This window comes from Halalkalibaculum roseum, from assembly GCF_011059145.1.
Lineage (GTDB): Bacteria > Bacteroidota > Rhodothermia > Balneolales > Balneolaceae > Halalkalibaculum > Halalkalibaculum roseum.
This window is the reverse complement of record NZ_JAALLT010000003.1, coordinates 49,584-72,685: the sequence shown is the minus strand read 5'-3', so window position 1 is coordinate 72,685 and position 23,102 is coordinate 49,584. Positions and strand designations below refer to the sequence as shown.

At 43.5% G+C, this 23,102-nt stretch carries 15 protein-coding genes; 6 read left to right on the top strand and 9 right to left on the bottom strand.

Annotated elements, in window-relative coordinates:
* The first annotated feature begins 1 nt into the window (after position 1).
* The 5 genes from G3570_RS08865 (at position 2) to tkt (ending at position 5,697) form a co-directional block, all read left to right on the top strand.
* Positions 2-925: a ParB/RepB/Spo0J family partition protein gene (locus G3570_RS08865; RefSeq protein WP_165141439.1), complete on the top strand. Its 924-nt coding sequence runs from the start codon at positions 2-4 to the stop codon at positions 923-925.
* Between the two features lie 79 nt (positions 926-1,004).
* Positions 1,005-1,559 carry a DUF5683 domain-containing protein gene (locus G3570_RS08860; protein WP_428841716.1) on the top strand — a complete coding sequence of 185 codons (555 nt, stop codon included), beginning with the start codon at positions 1,005-1,007 and terminating at the stop codon, positions 1,557-1,559.
* Between the two features lie 2 nt (positions 1,560-1,561).
* Positions 1,562-2,263, top strand: coding sequence for an LOG family protein (locus G3570_RS08855; protein WP_165141437.1), 702 nt, complete (start codon positions 1,562-1,564; stop codon positions 2,261-2,263).
* Between the two features lie 233 nt (positions 2,264-2,496).
* The gene (locus G3570_RS08850; protein WP_165141435.1) at positions 2,497-3,519 is read left to right on the top strand and encodes a tetratricopeptide repeat protein; all 1,023 of its coding nucleotides are present in this window, start codon (positions 2,497-2,499) and stop codon (positions 3,517-3,519) included.
* A 168-nt stretch (positions 3,520-3,687) separates the two neighbouring features.
* Positions 3,688-5,697 (top strand): transketolase, encoded by a 2,010-nt coding sequence (gene tkt / locus G3570_RS08845; protein WP_165141433.1) that lies wholly within the window; start codon positions 3,688-3,690, stop codon positions 5,695-5,697.
* Positions 5,698-5,866: 169 nt separating this feature from the next.
* Here tkt and G3570_RS08840 read toward each other — a convergent pair whose 3' ends face one another.
* A complete protein-coding gene (locus tag G3570_RS08840; protein ID WP_165141431.1) occupies positions 5,867-7,012 on the bottom strand; it encodes a PP2C family protein-serine/threonine phosphatase in 1,146 nt (381 codons plus the stop codon).
* Positions 7,013-7,311: 299 nt separating this feature from the next.
* On the opposite strand from G3570_RS08840, the gene polA reads away from it, so the two are divergent.
* On the top strand, positions 7,312-10,089 hold the full coding sequence (gene polA / locus G3570_RS08835) for a DNA polymerase I (protein WP_165141429.1): 2,778 nt from the start codon (positions 7,312-7,314) through the stop codon (positions 10,087-10,089).
* A gap of 131 nt (positions 10,090-10,220) precedes the next feature.
* Here polA and G3570_RS08830 read toward each other — a convergent pair whose 3' ends face one another.
* The 8 genes from G3570_RS08830 to G3570_RS08795 form a co-directional block, all read right to left on the bottom strand.
* Positions 10,221-10,613 (bottom strand): DUF2914 domain-containing protein, encoded by a 393-nt coding sequence (locus tag G3570_RS08830; protein ID WP_165141427.1) that lies wholly within the window; start codon positions 10,611-10,613, stop codon positions 10,221-10,223.
* A gap of 155 nt (positions 10,614-10,768) precedes the next feature.
* On the bottom strand, positions 10,769-11,902 hold the full coding sequence (locus G3570_RS08825) for a DUF6588 family protein (protein WP_165141425.1): 1,134 nt from the start codon (positions 11,900-11,902) through the stop codon (positions 10,769-10,771).
* A 106-nt stretch (positions 11,903-12,008) separates the two neighbouring features.
* On the bottom strand, positions 12,009-12,944 hold the full coding sequence (rsgA, locus tag G3570_RS08820) for a ribosome small subunit-dependent GTPase A (RefSeq protein WP_165141423.1): 936 nt from the start codon (positions 12,942-12,944) through the stop codon (positions 12,009-12,011).
* A 105-nt stretch (positions 12,945-13,049) separates the two neighbouring features.
* A complete protein-coding gene (locus tag G3570_RS08815; RefSeq protein ID WP_165141421.1) occupies positions 13,050-13,616 on the bottom strand; it encodes a type 1 glutamine amidotransferase domain-containing protein in 567 nt (188 codons plus the stop codon).
* A 133-nt stretch (positions 13,617-13,749) separates the two neighbouring features.
* Entirely contained in the window at positions 13,750-16,290 is a 2,541-nt protein-coding gene (gene lon, locus G3570_RS08810; RefSeq protein WP_249066903.1) for an endopeptidase La, read from the bottom strand.
* A gap of 162 nt (positions 16,291-16,452) precedes the next feature.
* Positions 16,453-17,988 carry a DUF5723 family protein gene (locus G3570_RS08805; RefSeq protein ID WP_165141419.1) on the bottom strand — a complete coding sequence of 512 codons (1,536 nt, stop codon included), beginning with the start codon at positions 17,986-17,988 and terminating at the stop codon, positions 16,453-16,455.
* Between the two features lie 30 nt (positions 17,989-18,018).
* A complete protein-coding gene (locus tag G3570_RS08800; protein WP_165141417.1) occupies positions 18,019-20,286 on the bottom strand; it encodes an ATP-dependent helicase in 2,268 nt (755 codons plus the stop codon).
* Between the two features lie 111 nt (positions 20,287-20,397).
* The gene (locus G3570_RS08795) at positions 20,398-23,085 is read right to left on the bottom strand and encodes a valine--tRNA ligase (protein WP_249066901.1); all 2,688 of its coding nucleotides are present in this window, start codon (positions 23,083-23,085) and stop codon (positions 20,398-20,400) included.
* Positions 23,086-23,102: the final 17 nt, after the last annotated feature.

The window sequence follows — 23,102 nt, the reverse complement described above, 5'->3', positions numbered from 1 at the left end:
TATGGCATCGAAAAAAGTTTTAGGTCGCGGCTTAGGAGCCTTCTTTCCTGACTATGAGGATGAAGGGGAAGGAGGGAAGAAACCCAAAGAACAGGCAGACACCTCCGGCAGTTATTTAGATCCTAAGAAAAGGGTCAACGTTGTTCTGAACATTCCGGTACAAAATATACGCCCGAATCCACATCAACCCAGGAAAGAATTTAAAGAGGAGAGCCTGGAAGAACTGGCCGGTTCGATCAAAAAGCATGGACTCATACAGCCTATAACTGTTAGATATATCGGGGAGAAGCGATTTGAGCTTATTAGCGGTGAACGCAGATTGAGGGCTTCCAAGCTGGCGGGATTGAAGGAAATTCCTTCTTATATTCGGGAAGTTGATGATGAAGAGGTTATCTCTTTTGCACTGATTGAAAATATACAGCGTGAAGATTTGAATCCCATTGAAGTAGCCATGGGATATAAGAGGCTGGTTGATGAACTCGATTACACTCAGGCTGAAGTAGCCGAAAAGGTTGGTAAAAACCGTACTACGGTTACCAATATGCTTCGATTGTTGAATCTGCCGGCATTTATTCAGGCTGGCTTGAGAGATGATAAAATATCCATGGGTCATGCACGTGCTTTGATCAGTGTGGATGATCCCGATGATCAGGAAAAAATTTATAAAAAGGCAGTAAAGAACGACTATTCGGTGCGGCAAATTGAAAAGGCCGTTCGCTCATTGGGTGATGAGAAATCCAAAAAAGAGAAGTCAGGCAAAGATGAAAATCAGGCGTTCTACAATGAAATATCCAGCCGCCTGAGACGTAAATTGAGTACTAAAGTTAACATCAAGTCAAAAAAGAATGGCGGTGAAATTCGTATCGAGTATTATACCGATGAAGAGCTGGAAAGGCTGCTTGAGCTTTTTGAGTCGATCTCTTAGTGCCTGCTTATTTACTGTCTTGTTAACCGGTACGTTTGCTTGCGGTCAAAGCTTATCCCGCCAACTTTCTCCTAATTCAATTGCTTTAAGTAGCAATGTTAATATAGGATTATCTGCTTTAGATACTCTTCAGAATGAAAATACTGCCGGGGAGTTACCCAACCCCAAGGCTGTAATGTTTAAATCAATGATCATTCCGGGCTGGGGGCAGATTACCAACAGGCAAATCTGGAAGGTACCGTTGGTTTACGGTTTGTTGGGCGGACTGACCTGGTATAGTATTGATCTGACAAAAAAATATCACGACTATCGCGCTGCCTATTATAATCAAAATACAAATACACCCGATGACTTGAGATTTGGTCCCACACCCGATTACCTGGCCGGACAAAACCTGGAATCATTAAGGACCAACCGCAATTTTTTACGGAACAGAAGAGACTTCATTTATATAACTATAGGGCTTGCGTATGGTTTAAACATTATTGATGCCTATGTTTTTGCCCACATGCGGTCTTTTGATGTATCTGAAGATCTTAGCGTTCGAACCAGCGTGAAACCATCCGTCCTGGCTAGTGGAAGGCCGGGGGTTACTTTATCAATGGAGTTATTCAAAAAAAATAAAACGAAATAAATATGAGTTCTGACAATAATGATAGAGTGAAACTGCCTGAAAACTTTGAACAGGGGCACGACGAGGATCTTTGGAGTATATTTAAGATCATGGGAGAATTTGTTGAGGGCTACGATAAACTTTTCAAAATCGGTCCCTGTGTATCCATATTTGGATCTGCTCGTTCAAAACCTGACGACAAGTATTACGAATTAGCTATGGATACCGCAACCATGATTACCGAGCAGGGTTTCGGTGTAATTACCGGAGGCGGACCGGGAATTATGGAAGCAGCCAATAAAGGAGCCGCAAAAGGCAAGGGAAAGTCAGTCGGTCTGGGAATAAGCCTGCCACACGAACAAGGTGTAAACCAATTTGTAGATCCCGATTACGAAATTGACTTCAATTATTTTTTCGCTCGCAAGGTGATGTTTGTCAAATACGCACAGGGTTTCATTGTTTTCCCGGGCGGATTTGGAACATTGGATGAGTTTTTCGAAGCCTTGACTCTTATACAGACCAGTAAAATTACCCGGTTCCCTATCATCCTGATGGGTAGTGATTATTGGGAAGGACTGGTATCATGGATTAGAGGCAATATGGTTGATGCAGGAACCATCTCACCGGGTGATATCGATCTCTTTCATCTTACTGATGAACCCAGAGAAGCAGTCAACATAATCTGTGAGTTCTATAAGAAACATTCCGTAAGTCCGAACTTCTAAATTTTTTTGTGCACAATCTGAGAGACGGGTATCGCGTTAGTTATCTAAAGCGGAACATATTAAAATAAAATACCTTTAAGGCGAAGTAGGAAGTGATTGGTTAAGAATGGTAAAATATATCACCAAATCCTTATGAATCAGTGATTTAATGGGCATTCTTATTTACTTTTAAATAAACTTTTTATTTCATTACATTAATCGCTTTGAACGATCAACCAAAAATAATTAGGAAAATGAAGCATTTGAAGAAAATCTCGGTACGATTTCTACTAGGACTTATGCTGGTTGGCTTTTCGACTAACCTGATGGCCCAGGATAGAGGAGCCGCAGTTCAGGCTTTCAATAAAGCCCTGGAACTGGCAAAGTCTAACGAATATGATCAGGCAATTGAAATGTACAACCAAGCCATCGCTCAAGCAGAACAGCTGGGTGAAGAAGGTCAGGATATTGTACAACGTGTAGAAAAACAATTGCCATCCATCTATTATCAGAAGGCGCTGGCTTCTTATAAAGAGTTTCAGAAAGCAAAGTCTCTATCCAGCCTGGAAACGACGATCGAAAATTTCCAGGAAGCTTCTGAGATGTCTTCAGAGTATGGTAATGATGATATTTCCGGTAAAGCCGATCAGGTAGTTACCCAGCTCTATTACACAAAATCCATATTACAATATAAGTCAAGTAATTACTCGGAATCTCTTGCTTCATTAAATCAGGCGATTGAAAGAAATCCGAACTATGCTAAGGCTTACTATCAGAAAGGCATTGTTCTGAAGAACCAGGAGTCCAGCAATTTTGAAAGAGCTCTGGAACAATTCGATCAGGCTATTGAAGTCGGAAACAGGGTTAATGACAACCAGATTGTTAGAAAGGCGCGTGAAGCTGCTCACGATGAGCTTCTTTACAGAGGGTCTAAAGCAACGGAATCCAAAAACTATAAAACAGCCGTAACTCTACTCGATCGTGCACTTGAGTATGAAACTGAGTCTGCCGATGCTCACTATCGACTCGCTGAAGCGTATAACAAGCAGGCGCTGTGGAATCAGGCGATTTCTCATGCTAATACTGCTCTTGAGTTGGAAAATGGCGGTCGTACAGAGAAAGCCAAGATCTATTTTGAACTTGGAACCGCCTATAAGAATCAAGGAAATGTTGAACAAGCCTGCGGTGCATTCAAAAACGCTGCTTTCGGTTCGTTCAAATCTCCTGCAGAACACCAGATGGAGTTTGAACTTAAGTGTGAGAGCACGACCAACTAAGTACGATTCCTGGTTATAGAATTTCTTGAAAGCCCTCTCAGTTGAGAGGGCTTTTTTATTTGAAACGATCTGAGAGCCTATCTTTAGTTTTTAAGTAATTTCAGCTTTACCTATTTTCCCCACAGTTTAAATCTTATAAAACTTAACACTTTAGGCGACTCAGTTAGCATGTCTACCCAATCTCTCGATGAACTATGTGTAAATACCATTAGAACCCTGTCTATGGACGCCGTTCAGGCAGCTGAATCAGGTCATCCGGGAATGCCGATGGGTATGGCAGATGCTGCTTATGTGTTATGGACTAAGTTTTTGAAACACGATCCCTCTAACCCCAATTGGTACGACAGGGATCGATTTATCCTTTCGGCAGGACACGGTTCGATGCTGCTCTACAGCCTGCTTCATCTTACGGGTTATGAACTTTCCCTGGAAGAACTGAAAAATTTTAGACAATGGGAAAGCAAGACACCCGGTCACCCGGAGTATGGTCATACGCCCGGAGTGGAAACTACTACGGGCCCCCTTGGACAAGGATTTGCCACAGGTGTGGGAATGGCTATGGCTGAGAGACACTTGGCAGCGGAGTATAATACTGAAGAGCATCTTATCACAGATCACTATACATACGGTATTGTCAGTGACGGGGACTTGATGGAAGGAATTTCACATGAAGCAGCCTCACTTGCCGGGCACCTGAAACTGGGAAAGATCATTTATCTATACGACGCCAATCATATTTCAATTGATGGCAATACTGATTTGACTTATACCGAAGATGCCGCTAAGCGTTTTGAAAGTTACAACTGGCACGTCTTGGAGGTTGATGGACATGATCGTTCGGCAGTAGAAGAAGCTATTAAGAAAGCCCAAAATGTAGATTCCAAACCTTCCATCATCATCTGTAAGACCCATATCGGTTTTGGCAGTCCTAACAAACAGGACAGCGCCGATTCTCACGGTTCGCCACTTGGTGTTGAAGAAGTTGCAAAAACTAAAGAGAACCTCGGTTGGGATCCCGATAAGAAATTTTATATCCCCGAGCAGGTACTTTCTCATTTCAGAAAAGCTGTCTCTAAAGGCAAAGCTCTCTCAGAGGAGTGGAAAACTAAGTTTGATGCATTTAAGAATACAAATCCTGAGAAAGCGCAAGAATTTGAAAATCGTACTCAAAGAGTCTTTCCCAGTGAGTTTGAAAAGATACTGCCGGTTTTCGAAACAAGTGAGAAGGGAATTGCCACAAGAGCAGCATCTGGCAAAGTAATCAATGCGATTGCCGGTCACATACCTGCAATGCTGGGCGGGTCGGCTGACCTGACAGGTAGCAATAAAACCTGGATTGATGATGCCACTATCTTTGATGCTGAAAATTATGCCGGTAGAAATGTACATTTCGGGGTTAGGGAGCATGCCATGGGAGCGGCCCTAAATGGTATGGCACTGCATGGTGGCATTATTCCATTTGGGGGTACTTTCCTGATATTTTCCGATTACTGCCGTCCGGCCATTCGTATCGCAGCCTTGTCGCATATACCTTCCATTTTTGTTCTCACCCACGATAGTATCGGCCTTGGGGAAGACGGACCCACCCATCAGCCTATTGAACACCTTGCCTCATTACGGGCCATGCCTAATGTACAGGTCTTGCGCCCGGCTGATGCCAACGAGGTAGCCTGGTGCTGGAAAGCAGCTCTTGAATATGAAGACGGGCCCTCATTACTTGCTCTAACGCGTCAGGCGTTGCCAATTTTTGACAGAAAGGAAAACAATGCGGCTTCCCACACTGGCAGGGGCGCTTATATTCTTTCCGATTCAGAAGGCGAAGTACCTGATTTGATACTGATGGCTACGGGGTCTGAGGTGCAACTGATCATGGACGCGCAGGAAAAGTTAAGATCAATGGATATCGACAGCCGCGTAGTAAGCATGCCATCATGGGAGTTGTTTGAAAAGCAGGATCAGGCCTACCGAAATAAAGTGCTACCGGAATCAGTTACCGCCAGGATATCCATTGAAGCGGGTTCCACATTTGGCTGGCAAAAATGGGTAGGCTCGGAAGGCGTTGCCATTGGAATAGACCATTTCGGGGCCTCGGCACCATATGAAGAAATTTATGAACATTTCGGACTTACCAGCGAGCGAATAGTCAAAGAAGCTAAGGGAATGCTGAAATTAGCCTGATTAAACAAAAGCACCTTAATACTTGAAGGTGGGTGTATAAAATATGACTGTTCCTGCAAGCTTTATATCGAAATGATTAAAATTAGGCCAGTAAAGTTGCAAATTGCATATTACTATAGGCCTTGAGTATTAACTGCTTAGATTAGTCATTTGCGATAATGAAGGCCACTTACTCCACGCGGTGTACACAGGTAAAGGTGATATCATCCGCCGGCTTTTCTGTACCAATAAAGTTTTCCAGGGATGACTGTACTTTCCTGATGATTGTTTTGGCATGCAGGGAGCCATACACGCTCATGATGGCGTCCAGACGGTCTTCACCATACTCTTCCCCGAATTCATTGCGTGCTTCCGTTAGTCCGTCGGTATAGAAGAGTACGCTGTCACCCTGTTTGAAATGAAATTTCTTCTCTTGCAGGTGATCTTCTAGACTCTGCGTGTTCGTCATACCCAAGGCAAAGCCATCAGATCTGAGATCGAAGGTGGCATCTCTTTCATTGCTGAAGAATATGGGAGCATTATGTCCCGCCCGTGCAAATTGAAAATTACTCTCTCCCTTTGGAAAGAAAGCCGCACAAGCGGTAACGAAGGTTTTATCCTTGATATCCGATTTCACGTAATTATTCAGTTCGAGAAACAGTTCTTTGGGAGAAGGCTTACTTTTCTCTATGATCAGATGCACAAGGGCCTGCATACGAACCATATAGAGGGCAGCAGTTAGTCCTTTTCCGGAGACATCAGCAATGACAATGTAAGTGCCTTCCTCTGTGTCAATCATGTCAACGTAGTCACCGCCAACTTCTTTGGCCGTATTGGCGAATGAGTAAATTTCCAAGTTATTGCCGGCAAATTCGGTAGGAGGGAGCAGGCTCAATTGTATCTCACGTGCCAGATCTATTTCACGTTTTACATCACTCTTCTCTAACAGTTCTACAAGCAGGAGCATTAGCATAGATCCGAAGGCAAAGGGCATCATCAGATCGTAGAAAATGATATACTGACTGATGCCCAGCAAATCGAATAGGTAGTATCCAACAAAGGTGAGGGAAGAGAGTCCGAATATCAGCCTTCGCGTTGGATTAAGCCGCTGTGTCAAGGAAGAAAAGAGTCGCAGGAATTTGGTATGGGCAGGCAGCTCTTCTCTCTGGGGATCGTCCACGTCCTGCCCGATGGCATCATGATAGAGCTGTTTAAGGCGATCGGTGTCTTTGTAAAACTCCTTGCCAAGACGGTCCTTGGTCATTCCGGAAATATACTCCTTGTAAGCCGTCTTTGTATTTTGCAACGCAGATTGCGCTTCGTTCTTTAGTCCCATATAAATTCTTTCAGAATTTAGTTAGTGAAATACTTATTCGAGATTCAGGATTAAAAGTTTAGGTTAATTTTACAACTCCTCAATGTAACAAAGGGATGATTACTAAATAAGCTAAACCTGTGATTTTAATTTACGCTTTATTTGTTTCAAAGTTCTCACCTAATACATGCAACAGAAGCCAATAAATGTAAAGAGATAACATAAGTAATAAATACAAATTGATTGGCTTTAACGGTTAAAAATTAATGCGAGGGTTTATTACCTTTGGAGAGAACAAATCGAACCTTTTTTAAACCCATATGTCTAAGAGTCTCCTTTTTTTACTGGATGGTATGGCACTTGCCTACCGTTCCCATTTTGCATTTATAAACAGCAATCTTAAGAATTCAGAAGGTATTCCAACCGGACCTATATTAGGTTTTGCCAATACCTTGGAGAAGATGCTGGAGGAAGAGCAACCAAGCCATATTGCTGTTGCTTGGGATACCCATGTACCGACTTTTCGCCATGAGATGGATGAAGATTATAAGGCCAACCGTCCTCCACAGCCGGAAGAGCTGAAAATAGGTATACCCTTAATCAAAGAGATGCTGGACGGATATGGAATTCCAAGTATTGAAAAAGACGGTTATGAAGCAGATGATGTGATAGGTACCATAGCAGACCGTGCTAATGAAGAAGATGTGGATGTCTATCTGGTTACGCCTGATAAGGATTTCATGCAGCTCATCCATGATCACATAAAAATGTACAAACCCGACAACCAAAACGGTGGGTTTAATATTATCGATCGTGAAGGGGTTAAAGAATATTTCGGTGTTTATCCCGAAAAAGTTGTTGATGTGCTGGCTATTCTAGGTGATACTTCAGACAACATTCCCGGCGTGCGTGGCATAGGCAAAAAAGGTGCCCCTAAGCTCATCAATAAATACGATACACTGGAGGCAGCCATAGATGATGCGCCTAATATGAGTTCAAAGCGCCATCGTGAAGGCCTGCAAGAGTATGCTGAACAGGCACTGCATGCCAAGGAGATGGTTAAGATAAAAACGGATGTACCTGACATTATTGAATGGGAAGAATTGGTTTGGGAAGGACCGGATAAAGAGAGTCTTGGTGAATTCTTTAAACGAATGGAATTTCGCACGCTCACCAAAAAATATCTCGGGGAAGAATCAGCTCCAGGTAAAAATAAGCAGGAAAGTTCCGATAACGGGCAAAAGGATTTATTCAGTTCTCCAAAACCGGCCGCAGTAGCGGAAGATGAACCGGATTCTTACGATGAGGATTTGGTAACCTATGAATTTATAAATAAGGCTGATAATCTTCGATCATTGGTAGATAAGTTGTTGGAAAAGGATACGCTCTGTTTCGACACGGAGACGGACGGCGTTGATATGATGAAATCACGACTGGTCGGTATATCTCTAAGCACTACGCCCGGTGTGGCCTACTATATTCCGATTAACGTCGAAGGAGGCATTGAGGAATCCAAGGCTATTGAAATTTTGCAGCCGCTTTTTGAAAAAGACTCTCTTAAGGTTGCACATAATTATAAGTTCGATTATATCATGCTAAGGAGGGCGGGTCTGCAAATTGAAGGTGAGGCATTCGATACCATGATCGCCGGCTACCTTATCGATGCCAATCAGAAATTGAAAATGGATGATTTGGCGAAGAAATACCTAAATTACGATCCCATTTCAATTGAGAAGCTTATCGGTTCGGGCCGAAAACAGAAGACGATGGATCAGATTGCACCCGAAAAGATAACCGACTATGCCTGTGAGGATGCGGATATAACACTCCGACTTCATGAAGTTCTAAAGAATATCCTGGAAGAGGATGAACTTAAAGACATTGCCGAGACGCTGGAGTTTCCACTCATCGAAGTGCTCGCCAAGATGGAAATGAATGGAGTTCTTCTGGATACGGAAATGCTGAATGACTTTTCCAAAACCCTGACAAACGATATTCTGGAGCTTGAACAGAGTATATATGAAAAAGCGGGGACAGAATTCAATATCAATTCGCCCCAGCAGCTGGGTGAGGTACTTTTTGATAAAATGGGTTTGCCGGCAGGCAAAAAAACAAAAACCGGTCAATACTCTACCGCTGAATCGGTGCTGACCAAACTGGCGAATGACTATGAAATGCCCGACCTGATACTCGAATACCGGGCTCTTAGCAAGTTGAAGTCTACCTACGTTGATGCGCTTCCCAAACTGATTAATGAAGAAACGGGTAGAATTCATACTGATTTTAACCAAAGCATTGCGGCAACAGGCAGGCTTTCGTCATCGAATCCCAACCTGCAAAATATTCCCATACGGACAAAACGTGGCAGAGAGATACGGAAAGCCTTCATAGCAGAGGAGGGGTTCAAGTTGCTCTCCGCCGACTACTCACAGGTTGAACTGCGTGTTATTGCATCCATTGCCGGGGATGAAAATATGATGGAAGCTTTCATGAATGACGAGGATATTCACTCAAGAACGGCAAAAGAAGTTTTTGGCTTGGACTCCATTGATGATGTAACTCCCGACCAGCGAAGAAAGGCCAAAGAGGTGAATTTTGGTATTCCATACGGAGTAAGTGCCTATGGGCTGGCTTCTCGCCTGGGAATCAGTAACGATGAGGGTAAGGAGATGATCGATCAGTACTTTGATCGTTTCCCAGGTATCCTAAAATATATAAACGAGACCAAGGATTACGCTAAAGAAAACGGTTACGTTAAAACTCTAATGGGCCGACGGAGATATATACCCGAAATCAATTCAGGAAATTGGAATGTGCGCTCCTTTGCTGAACGTACGGCCATAAATATGCCTATTCAGGGTACGGCCGCAGATATCATAAAGGCAGCCATGATCAATATCCAGCAGTATTTGGAAGAAGAGGAATGTCAAAGTCGCATGCTGCTGCAGGTACATGATGAATTGATTTTTGAGATCCATGAAGAAGAAAAGGACACCCTACCCTCGAAAATTCGAAACCTGATGGAAACAGCATTTGAGCTGGAAGTTCCGTTAAAGGTTGATATGGGGTTGGCAGATAACTGGCTGGAAGCACATTAAGAGGAGTTGAGGAGCTGATTTACTGAGGGACGGAGTTAGGGACTGAGGGATTGATTTACTGAGGGCCTGAGTGTGTATAGCTTCTATATTCAATCAATCCCTCAGTAGATCAGTAAATCAATCCCTTCAATTCACTCATTAATAATAAACGAGCTGCTTCCTAGTACATTTCCCTCGGCATCTTCAACTCTTACATTCCATTCTCCGGCCCATGTTGGCAAGATTTTCTTAGAACTCCAGGTTCTCCAGTCAGAAGAACGAACGCCTAAAGAGACGCGGGCTTTTTCCTCGTCTTGATAATACCATACATGTGCGATCTCAGTGGTATCCTGGCCGCCGGTAACATGCGTATAGCAAAATACCGTACCCACATCGGTAGAGAAGGTACTGTCGGCCCCAACCAGTTCACGGTTCTCAACTGCCGTTCCGAACTGTATGGTGGAAAGCTCTAGCTGTTGCTGCGCATGTAGCTCTGAAATTGCGAATAGTGATATAAATACCAGTGTAAGGGTAATCTTTTTCATATATCCCCCGAATTAGATTATAGAATTCAACGTATTGAATACATTATAGTTCTAAGCTTTCAGAATGTTCCCTGATAGCCATATCAAGATATTCGCAAATAAAAAAAGGGAACCTCTGAGGTCCCCTTTTAAAAATGAAGTATAATGTTTCCGGCCTATCTGAAGGTAAATCCAAAACCGGCATTTAAAGTCGAGTAGTTCGATAGGGTGTAAGAGGCCGAAATATGGAATACGGAAAGTTTAAGCCTGAATCCTGCCAAAGCATGAAAGCTGTTGCCGCCTTCTAACTCCACATCAATTGGTTGTTCAATGGTATCAACTAACAATGGATCTTCATTTTGGGGATCAGTTTCAAATGCCGGATTCGGAACAATAGTCGGATAGGTTCCGGGTGTTTTGATACTCATAGTTGAAGTTTCCAATCCAACACCACCATAAACTGAGATAATTGGGAGTGTTTTTCCTACCAAAGCGCTAAAGGTAAATGCATCGGTATTTATTTCAACCTTTTGGCCATCCCAGGTGGTTGACTGTCCTGCATATGGATTTTCCGTGTTATTCGGATCTGTTATTACATCTTGGTCAGTAATTCTGAAATCAGAAGTCACATTCAGATTAGTAAAACCGGCCATTATTGAAATGTCAACAGGAAGCAGTTTTCCTCCCGGCAGCCATTGGTTTATACCGTGTTTGGCGCCAAAACCGGTCTGCTTAAAGGTTCCGTAGTCTTCTATACTGATTTCAGGCACGTATCGCACCATTATTTCAGTATCTTTAAACAATCCTAAACCTACTTTAATTTTAGGTGCCGGGACATAACCAAACCCCGTTCCGGAAGGCATGTCAAACTGAAATAATTTTACTCTCTGACCATTGATAGTTTCATAGGCAGCTAAAGTTGTAGCGTTATTTGAAGGTGATTCATCGGAGCCATTTATTGTTTGAGTAATACTGGGTCCACTTTCCAATTCCAGCTGCTGCAGCCCGATTTGGGTAACATCAAATGATTTATCCGATCCCGGTACAACCGCAAGCCCTGTGGTAATAGTAATATCAAAACCGAATTTTTTATGAGGTTGAGCGGTATTGGTCCATCCGGTATTAATTCCTGCACCGAACCCACTTCCAAATGGCTTCAGGTACTCTCTGACCAGGATATTTGCATCTCCTTGGCTGGCCTGCAAAATACGACTGACATTGTCTATCTGAGCAGATGCCGTGGGCGTAACGAGAAAGAACAATAATATTCCCGTCAAAAAAGAAAGGGTTATACTTTTTCCGTTTTTCATAGCAAAAGGGGTGTTAATTAGTAATAGTATGTCTGTAAGAGTGATATTATAGCTTGTTAGGCTATTTAACCGAATCTAGATAAAAGAAAAGGAACCCCAAAATTAATTATTTCTTAAGTGAATCGAGCATTTGAAGGTAGGAGTGGTATCTTCCGGCATCAATTTCACCATTTTCATAGGCTTCAATGACTCCACATTTGGGCTCATGACTGTGTGTGCAATTGTTAAACTTGCAATGCTGACGTGGCTCCAACATTTCCGGGAAAAACAGGGACAACTCCCACGGTTCTATATTAACGAGCCCGAATTCACGTATACCGGGTGTATCGACCAGATATCCGCCAAAATAGAGTGGTAACAGTTTGGCATAGGTGGTTGTATGCTTTCCTTTATTTGAATAGTCCGATACATCAGCCACTTTACGTTCTATGTTTGGATCTATATGATTTAAGATGCTGGTTTTGCCAACGCCTGAAGGACCAATGAATACGGAGGTCTTATCTTTAAGGTGGGTTTTCAGATTCTCGAGTGATTTCTCATCAAATATGCTACAGTTTAGTATGGTATAATCCAGAGACTGATAAAGCTCTATGAGTTCATCGACGTAGGCTTGTCCCTCTTCACCGGCCAGGTCCATCTTATTGATCAGAATCACTGGCTTCAGCTGGTAAGCTTCACAGGTAACCAGAAAACGGTCGATAAATCCTTCCTTAATTTTAGGTTTACGCACAGATTGTACAACAAAAGCCTGATCAATATTGGCGGCTAATATCTGTTCACCCTGACGACCATGGGTAGCTTGGCGGGTTATATAGTTTTCCCGTTCTTTAATATCTTCAATGGAGCAAGTGCCGTCTTCGTTTAGTGATAGCTCCACGTAATCTCCTACAGCCAAGGGATTTGTTACCTGTTGGTCATCCAGGCGAAAACGTCCCGGCAAACGGGCCTCTATCGTTCCTTCCGATTGATTGATCTCATCGAAGATGGCAACTTCATACCAGCTGCCGGTTGATTCTACTATACGTCCTTCTACAGTTCTCAATTCGTTATTATTTATGATAATTTGCTGTTAAGGTATTTCTATTACATCAAAAAAGAAAAGCCATCCCGCAAAAGCGAGATGGCCTTGTTCTGGAATGATCAGTTACTAATTTGGAGCAAGTTCTTCATGGACTCCTTCCCGGAATTCTTCTATCATTTTATTATTGAATGCCGGTATATCATCTGGATTTCGGCTGGTGGTTAATCCATAATCGACCACTACTTCCTTATCCACCCAGTTAACACCGGCGTTAATCAGGTCAGTCTTAATAGATGGATAAGAGGTCATGGTTCTTCCCTGTAGTTCTTTCGTTTCAATGAGAAGCTGTGGACCGTGACAGATGGCTGCGATTGGTTTACCGGAGTGTAGGAAACGGGTGGCAAATTCTACTGCTTTCTTCTCCGTTCTCAGACTGTCCGGATTCATGACACCGCCCGGTAGCATCAGACCATGATAGTCGGTATGATCCGCCTCATCAAGTGTAGTATCTACGTCATAGTCATCACCCCATTTGGTATGGTTCCAGGCTTTTATGGTACCTTCTTTTGGAGAGATAAGATGGGTTTCTGCACCGGCTTTATCCAGCGCTTCCCTAGGCTTGGTTAATTCAACTTCTTCAAAACCATCAGTTGCTAATATGGCAATCTTACGTCCTTGTAATTGATTTGTCATAATAGGCTCTGATTTCTTTTTATTTCTATTCAATAATAAAATTCAGATGCCCGGAAAATGATTCCATAAAAAGCGATACCACTAAGGAACACTTAGTGATATCGCTTTAGAGAACAATATTGACTTTTAGATATTACTCCATTACAACCGTCTCTTCAGTGGAGTCCTTGGTTTGATCGGTTCTGCCGTTTTGAGATTTATGTGCTTCTGAAACTTTGAACCTCTCTTTGGGGTCCATCACAGCTTCTTTCTCAAGCACGATGTCAAGCAGGGGATCCATGCGGTCAAGGTATTGTACCTTCAAATCACCGATTACATCCTCTTCAATCTCATCGACATCTTTCTCATTCTTTTTGGGCAGCAGTACTTTTTCTATACCCGATCGTTTCGCGGCCAGGACTTTTTCTTTGATACCGCCGACAGGCAGTACAAGACCTCGAAGCGTAATTTCTCCGGTCATAGCCAGAGTACCTTTTACTTTTCTCTGGGTAAAGATGGAAGCAACGGCAGAGAATATGGAGACTCCGGCAGATGGCCCGTCTTTAGGTACGGCTCCTTTAGGCACGTGGATATGGAGGTCCCAATATTTGAATGCCTCTTCCGGTATACCCAGTTCTTCGGCTTGGGCTCTCAAGTATGACATGGCAAGCATGGCCGACTCTTTCATCACATCACCCAACTGACCGGTAATATGAATTTTACCGGATCCTTTAGAGACGCTAGCCTCAATAAATAAAATATCACCGCCGTATTGCGTCCATGCCAATCCGGTAGCAACACCGGGTACAGTGGTTCGTTCGGCGACTTCTGAGAAGTATTTCTGTTTACCGAGGTATTCGTGGATTTCGTTTACACCAACAGTATGCTTCTTATCTTTGTCACCGCTTTTTGCAACCTTGGCTGCTACACCCCGGCAGACAGAGCCTATTTGACGTTCAAGCGTTCTAACGCCCGACTCACGGGTATACTCCTCAATAATTTTATCTAGTGCCTGAGAAGTAATTTTGATCTGATCTTCCGTCAACCCGTTTTCTTTAATCTGCTTTGGTATGAGATGCTGTTTGGCAATTTCACTTTTCTCTTGAAGCGTGTAACCGCTGATATTGATGATTTCCATACGGTCACGAAGCGGAGCAGGAATGGTTTCGAGTGAGTTTGCCGTAGCAATAAAGAGAACGCGTGACAAGTCATATTCAAGCTCGAGGAAATTATCGGCAAAACTGTCATTCTGCTCAGGGTCAAGTACCTCAAGCAGGGCGGAAGTCGGGTCACCGCGATAATCGGAACCCACTTTGTCAATTTCATCCAGCATCATAACCGGATTACCTTTTCCTGATTTCTTCATGGCCCTCAATATACGACCGGGCAGAGCTCCAATATAGGTTCTCCGGTGGCCTCGTATTTCGGCTTCGTCATGAATTCCGCCCAGGCTGAATCGCTCAAACTCTCTATTCAACGCACGAGCGATGGATTTACCAAGTGAAGTCTTACCGACTCCGGGAGGGCCGTAGAAGCAGAGAATTGGAGCTTTCATATCGCTCTTCAATTTTAGCACGGCCAGATACTCAATAATTCGTTTCTTGACTTTATCCAAACCGTAGTGATCTTCATTGAGTACTTTTTGTGCGTTTTCAAGATCGAGATTATCTTCCGAATACTCGTCCCAAGGCAGATCCAGGATCCATTCAATATAGCTGTGAATGATTCCATAGTTAGGTGAGGAATTTGGGGTTCTTTCCAGCCTGTCAAGTTCTTTTTCTGCTGTATCTCTGGCTTCGTCAGGCAGACTCTTCTCCTTGAGTCGTTTTCTGAGCTTTTCAACTTCCTGTTGCTCGCTGTCCTCACCGAGAGCTTCCTGAATAGCTTTCATTTGCTGACGCAGGTAAAAATCACGCTGCTGTTCGTCTATATCTGACTTTACTTTGGTTCGGATCTCTTCACTCAGGTTCAATACCTGGAGCTCTTTGTTCAGAAACTCCATCACTTTTTCCAGACGCTTGGAAAATTGCTGTATCTCAAGCACTTCCTGTTTGTCAGAAACAGAGACATTGAGATTAGAGGAGATAAAATTCAGCAGAAATGTCGGGCTGCTGATATTATTTATAGCTATAGATGCCTCAGAAGGAATGTTAGGGGACAGGTTTACTATCTTACTGGCCGTCTCTTTAACAGAACGTATGGATGCATCCAACTCAACACCCGAGATATTCATTTCCTGCCTATATGGTTCTACATCGGCACGGAAATAAGGGTCTTTCTGGGTGAATTGGTCAACTTTGAAAATGGTTTTACCCTGAATGACAATACTTTTGCTGCCATCCGGCATCTTGATCAGTTTCAAGATTTGGGCAACGGTACCTACTTTGTACAAATCTTCCGGATCGGGATCTTCATTATCCTCGTCTTTCTGAGTTACAACGCCAATGGTCTTGTCATTTTCGTATGCTTCTTTGACCATTGCTAGAGAACGATCACGACCAACCGTAATAGGAACGACTACACCGGGGAATAGAACCGTATTCTTCAACGGTAAAATGGGTAGATTATCCGGTATTTCAGACTGAGAAAGTTCTTTCTCTTCTTCTTCAGACATCAATGGAATAGCTTGTTCAAAATCATCAAGCTCATTTTCCATGTCTTCAAAGTCTGACAGGTTTTTAAACATATTGCTCATGTAATCAAATATTGTATTTATATACTTTGTTTATTTTCTGTAAAGTGATGCAAATAAGACACCAAGTAAAATGCTCCTACCAATTAGTCAGAGTTACTGGCAAAATAACAATCCTACCGAATAATATAAGGTCCACTTGACAGGTTGGCAGGTTAAACTTGCCTACAGATGAAACCGCAAAGCTGCGATTGCTCCACCTACAACATCCGATGTAAGAGTGCTTGATTTTACAAGTACTTGTGTAGAGATGGAAAAATCCCAATAACGGGATTCAAAACCGGTACCTGCACCAAAACGTAGTGGTTTTCCGGCAGCCAAAGTGGTACCGAAACGAAGCGGTAGATAGGGCAGGGGACGCGATTCAACGCCAAAATGGGCAACCAGCTTTTTATTGGTAAATGCTGTATTACTGAGTCCCAATGTCAAGTCACTCATCAGTTTTACCCGGTTGATATCGAGAACGATGCCGGCATTAAATGATGTGGGAAGAGACACCGTAAAATTACCATCTGACTGGCTGTTTGCTTCAAAAAAGGGATTTGGTAGCTCTGTAGCTTCATCAAAGAAAACCGGCAACTGTCCTGCTGAGCCAATAAATTGATTATCGACAGGGTCCTGAGCATTTATCTGCGTATTTGTTTGTGACAGAGACAGCTGAAGAGGCTGTGAAGAATAGTGAACCACACCTATATCAGTGATTGATAGCCCTATGCGCAGGGACTTTTCGATTGGCTTTCTGCTCTCACCGCTATCAAGAATACTGACATCCGAACCCAATGGGATAAGATAGGTGAGTCCAAAATCGACTCCGGCACCGTAACCGGTCGGTTTTAACAGGAATCGGTTATTGAGTTCCCTGTCAATGGCATTTTCAGCGGAACCGGAAAGCAAATAGCTGCTGATCATGTCAGAATAGATACCTGTAGAATAAAAAGTGAAGTCCCTCTGATAAGTTGTATTATTCTGATCATCAGTAATGTATTTGCCGTTGTAGACGGAATTTTCATAGGTACCGCCTAGTAAAAATTTTGGGGCTATACCTAGATAAAGTTTATTGATTCTGGGAATAAGCCCGTTTAAGAATTGAAACTCCTGAGCAAACCCAAAAGAAATTTCGTGTAACGCCTGTGTTTGTTTGATAAGCGTCATATCGCGAACGGATGTCCCGTTCTGAGCATAATCTTCCACAGAATACCATCCTTTGCCAACCTCAATTCTTGATCCGAGGCGGGTTCTCAAGGCTATTGAGTAGGACTTCTTATCACCTATCCATTGCAGGCCACCCCAAATGATATCAGCTCTGGACAAGTGTTCTGAAGTCAAATTATTGCCGGAGTAATTTTCATCCAGGATGGTGGTTCTCTGGGTTGTTGTTATACCCTGTTCGCCGGGCTCATAGGGGAGGAATGTATCGGTATATCGCTGGAATTGGCTTTTGGGGTTTCCGGAGGATAATACCGGTTCAAAGAAGGTGCCCAGAGTTCCTAAAGAAAAATGGATTGACCCCTCACGATCATATACCGAGAGGTTAGCCGGGTTATAAAAATTAGCCTCAATTCCGTTTAGATAGGCAGTTCCGCCTCCGCCCAAAGCAATATTACGGGCATTAAGCACAGGCTGAGCCATGAGATTTCCACCCCCAAAAATTAGTACTGCTATAAAGCAACCTAATAGCCTGCTGTAAAAATGATTGTTCATTAATTGATTATTAATCGGAAATGAGAGCGTTTAGCCGATCACACTTAATTTTGCCACCCTGAGCATCAATGTTTTTCGACCTCGGTCTTTGAAAAATACAACAACTTTGGTCCTTTCGCCATGGCCTGTTCTGTTTATGATTTTACCCGGACCGAATACGCTGTGTTCAACCTTGGCACCCACCTGAAAGGGATCTTCATCGGGATTATCATAGTGAATGGTAGTACCTTGGTTGGAATTGCGATTATTTTTGTTGTAAAGTGGCTTTTTCCAGTCGTATTCCACTTTGGTATTGCCGTCGTATTCCGAATCCGAACTGCCATTTGAAAAGCGTGATTTATTCTGGTTGATGGTGGATCCGGTTTCCGTTCTTACCACATCAGAACTTACCTCATCCAGGAAACGCGAGCGCATCATGGGCTTTTCTTCCCCATATTTGTAGCGAGACCTGCAGTGACTGAAAAAGAGTTGGTCTTCCGCACGCGTGATAGCTACATAAAATAGCCGACGTTCTTCCTCGATATTTACGTCCTCATAATTACGGCTGCCTACAGGGAACAGCTCCTCTTCAAGTCCGACTACAAATACAACCGGAAACTCCAATCCTTTAGCAGCATGAACAGTCATGAGGGTAACCGCCGGCTTGTCTTCATCATATTTATCGGTATCGGTAATAAGGCTTATCTCCTGCAGAAATGAGCTAAGCTTTGGATTCTTGGTATTCTTTTCGAAGTAGGAGATGGCATTCTGAAGTTCGATGATGTTCTCCCTACGTGTCATGGATTTAGGAGAGTTTTCCTCAACCAGCGACTTCATGTAGCCTGATTTCTTCAGCAACTTTTTAGTTACATCGGTCAGGGAGACATTATTTTTAAGATCCGCTTTCAACTCCTGGATCATGTCGACAAACTCTTTGACGCTGTTTTCGGCCGGTTTGTAGAGATTGGCATCTTCAACATTTTTCAGAATCCTCCATAAGGACTGGCCGGTTTGCCTTGCAGTCGAAGTCAGGTCATGGAGTGATTTGTTACCGATACCCCGTGACGGTTCGTTTATGATTCGAAGTAGGTTGGTGTCGTCATCGGGGTTTGACAGTAGCGTCAGATATGCAAGAACATCCTTAATTTCCTTTCGCTGATAAAAAGAGAGCCCGCCTACCAGTTGGTAGGTAATGCCTTTTCTGCGAAGTGTCTCTTCAAAAACCCTGCTCTGGTAGTTGGTACGGTATAAAATGGCAAAATCATTGAACTGGTAGCCTTTGCGCATCTTCAGTTCGTTGATATAATTGGCTACCCGGTTGGCTTCGTCTCGCTCGTCATAGTTATCAAGGACGGTTATGGTTTCACCTGTATCGTTATCAGTCCACAAGGTTTTCTCAAGCTGCCCGGTATTTTGTTTAATTATAGAATCGGCCGCTTTTAAAATGGCTTTGGTAGAACGGTAATTTTGTTCGAGAGGAATCTCAACGGCATTTTCATAATCCTCCTTGAAATTAAGGATGTTGGTGATATCAGCCCCGCGAAATGAGTAAATACTTTGGGCATCGTCACCGACCACACACAGGTTCTTATATTTTTTGGCCAGCATATTAGTCACTTTATACTGGGCATGATTGGTATCCTGGTACTCGTCAATGAGGATATATTTATAACGATCCTGGTATTTTTCAAGTACATCCTCATGCTCGCTGAATAACTGTATAGGTTTTATGAGCAGGTCATCAAAATCCATGGCATTGTTATGCTTCAATCGTTCCACATACATGCCATAGATTCGAGCTGTTATATCATCCAGGGTACTATGAACGAACCGTTCTTTATACTGACCGGGCAGAATCAGCTGGTTTTTGGCATCACTGATACGGCGATGGATAGTTCTTGGCTGGATCTCCTTGGGATCGTAATTGTTCTCCCGCAAAATCTGTTTGATCGCATTCTGGGAATCGTCTGTATCATAAATCGAATAATTGGAAGTGAAACCGATTTTTTCGGCCTCAAAACGTAGGATCTTTGAAAATACCGAGTGAAAGGTACCCATCCATAGCTTCTTGGCTTCATCGCCGATCAGTTTCTGAATGCGCTCCTTCATCTCACGGGCCGCCTTGTTGGTAAAGGTCAGTGCCAGTATTTCGCCGGGATGTGCTTTGCCCTGCTCAATGAGATAGGCGATACGATAGGTGAGTACACGGGTCTTGCCGCTGCCTGCGCCGGCCACAATAAGGAGCGGTCCGTCAGTATGGGTAGCGGCCTTTTGCTGACGTTCATTAAGGTCGTTTAAAAATGACGGTTTTTTAGCCATCTAAGTCTTTTCTCTAAATACTAAGAAACACGATGTAAGCTGCTGAAAGCGTTCTTGATGTACAATATTAAATCGGCGAAAATCTGCCGAATTCGCTTCATACGTGTTCAATTATTCCAATTCGTGTAAAATTTCGTTCAGCTTTTTAAGGCTGGTTTCAGTGTCGTCTTTCTTGTCTCGTTCACGCTGGACTACTTCTTCCGGAGCATTTTCTACAAACTGTTCATTGTCCAGTTTTTTATTAACGGATTTAAGAAAACCTTTAAGACGGTCGATTTCATCTTCAATGCGTTTACGTTCCTTCTCGAGGTCTATAAGACCTTCCAGGGGGACAAAAATTTCGGATCCTTCTACCACAGCAGAAGCAGACGTAGAAGGTTTTTTCAGTTCTGTTGAAACCTCAAAAGTGCCAATATTCTGTAACTTCCTAAAGATCCATTCATTGTCTTGAAGAGCAGATGCAATGTCTGCATTTTTTGCCTTGATCTTAAGATCGATCTCTGCTTTTGGTCCGACATTAAATTCTGCCCGGATATTCCTGATAGCGGAAATTGTACTTTGGATGGCAGAAAATAGATCGGAATCGGTCTCTGATATAGCATTTTCATCCAGTTCTGGCCATTGCGCAACAATCATGGCATTTTTAGTGTCACGATCTCCGATACGCTGCCAGATCTCCTCGGTAATGAAAGGCATGAAAGGGTGCAGCAACTTCATAAGTTCCTCGAAGATACGGAACCCGCGATTCAGTTTGTCTTCAGGAATCTTTGCCCCGGGTTCGTCAGCCTTGATGAGCTCAATGTACCAGTCACAAAAATCATCCCAAACCAGGGAATACACTTTTCGCAGGGCTTCGTTGATGCGAAATGACTCCATGTCGCTGTTGATAGCTTTGACGGTCTCATGGAGCCTGGAAAGCATCCACCGGTCAGCAAGGTTATCCTCATCGATTTTAAGTGGTGAGGAGTACTCTTTTCCTTCCTCCCGGTTCATCATCAGAAATCGAAAAGCATTCCAAATCTTGTTGGCAAAATTTCTGCCTTGCTCACAAAGATTCTCCTCAAAGAGCAGGTCATTACCTGCAGGAGAGGAGAACAGCATGCCTACCCTAACTCCGTCCGCTCCATATTGCTCAATCAGTTTCAGGGGATCCGGGGAGTTGCCCAAAGATTTAGACATCTTACGGCGCTGGCTATCACGAACAATACCGGTGTAGTATACGTTGCTGAATGGTTTTTCGTCACGGAACTCGTAGCCTGCAATGATCATTCGTGCCACCCAGAAGAACATAATTTCAGGTGCTGTAACCAGATCATCAGTGGGATAGTAATAATTGATCTCTTCATTATCGGGATTTTTGAAACCGTCAAATACGGTAATGGGCCATAACCAGGAAGAGAACCAGGTGTCGAGCACATCTTCATCCTGCCGTATATCATTCTCGCCTAAATCATTGCCTGATTTTTTACGAGCCTTTTTCAGAGCCTCTTCCTTGGTCTTGGCTATTACATACTCTTCCGCACCGTCACCATAGTACCAGGCGGGAATTCGCTGTCCCCACCAAAGTTGACGTGATATACACCAATCCCGGATGTTCTCCATCCAGTGACTGTAGGAGTTTTTAAATTTAGCCGGGTGAAATTGAATATTGTCGTTCATCACATTGTCAAGGGCCGGTTTGGCCAGCTCATCCATCTTACAAAACCACTGTAGCGACAAGCGAGGTTCTATTACGGCATCGGTTCTTTCCGAATAACCGACCTTGTTGCTGATCTCTTCCGTCTCTACCAGCTGGTCCCGATCTTTTAATGCCTTGATTATGGATTTACGGGCTTCAAATCGGTCTTCCCCGACGTAATGCTCTGCAGCCTCGCTTAGGGTACCGTCAGGATTCAGCATGTCAATGATTTCCAGGCCATGCTTCTGACCGATTTCATAGTCATTCTGGTCATGCGCCGGGGTAATTTTCAGGCATCCGGTACCGAATTCCATATCAACATATTCATCTGCTATGATAGGAACTTCTCGTTCGACCACAGGTACTATGGCTGTTTTACCCACCAGATCCTGATAGCGTTCATCCTTCGGGTTCACGCATACTGCGGTATCGGCAAGTATGGTTTCCGGACGGGTAGTAGCAATGGTAACCCAGTTATCCCCGCCTTTAATCTTATAGCGAACATGATAAAGCTTGGATTGCACTTCACGGTGAATAACCTCCTCATCGGAAAGGGCTGTTTGGGCTTCAGGGTCCCAGTTGATCATGCGTTTTCCGCGGTAAATATAACCGCGATCATAAAGTTCAATAAAGCAGTCTATCACAGCATCATACAGGTCATCCTCCAGCGTGAAGCGTGTGCGTTGCCAGTCGCAGGATGCACCCAGTTTTTTAAGCTGCTGAAGGATAATACCGCCGTGTTCCTCCGTCCAGTTCCACGCGTGTTCGAGAAATTCTTCCCGGCTCAGATCCGCTTTGGTAATACCTTGCTTGCGCAATTTCTGGACAACCTTGGCTTCGGTAGCAATAGAAGCGTGATCTGTTCCAGGAACCCAACAGGCATTTTTGCCAAGCATACGCGCCCTGCGAACCAATACGTCCTGAATGGTATTATTGAGCATATGTCCCATATGCAATACGCCTGTTACATTGGGGGGAGGTATGACCATTGAGTAGGACTCACGCTCATCAGGCTCAGAGTGAAAAAATCCATTAACCTCCCAAAAGCTGTACCACTTCTCCTCGACAGCATTGGGTTCGTATTGCTTTGGTATTTCCTGCCGGGTTGTTGTGTTATTCAAAATTGGTAAATATGCTT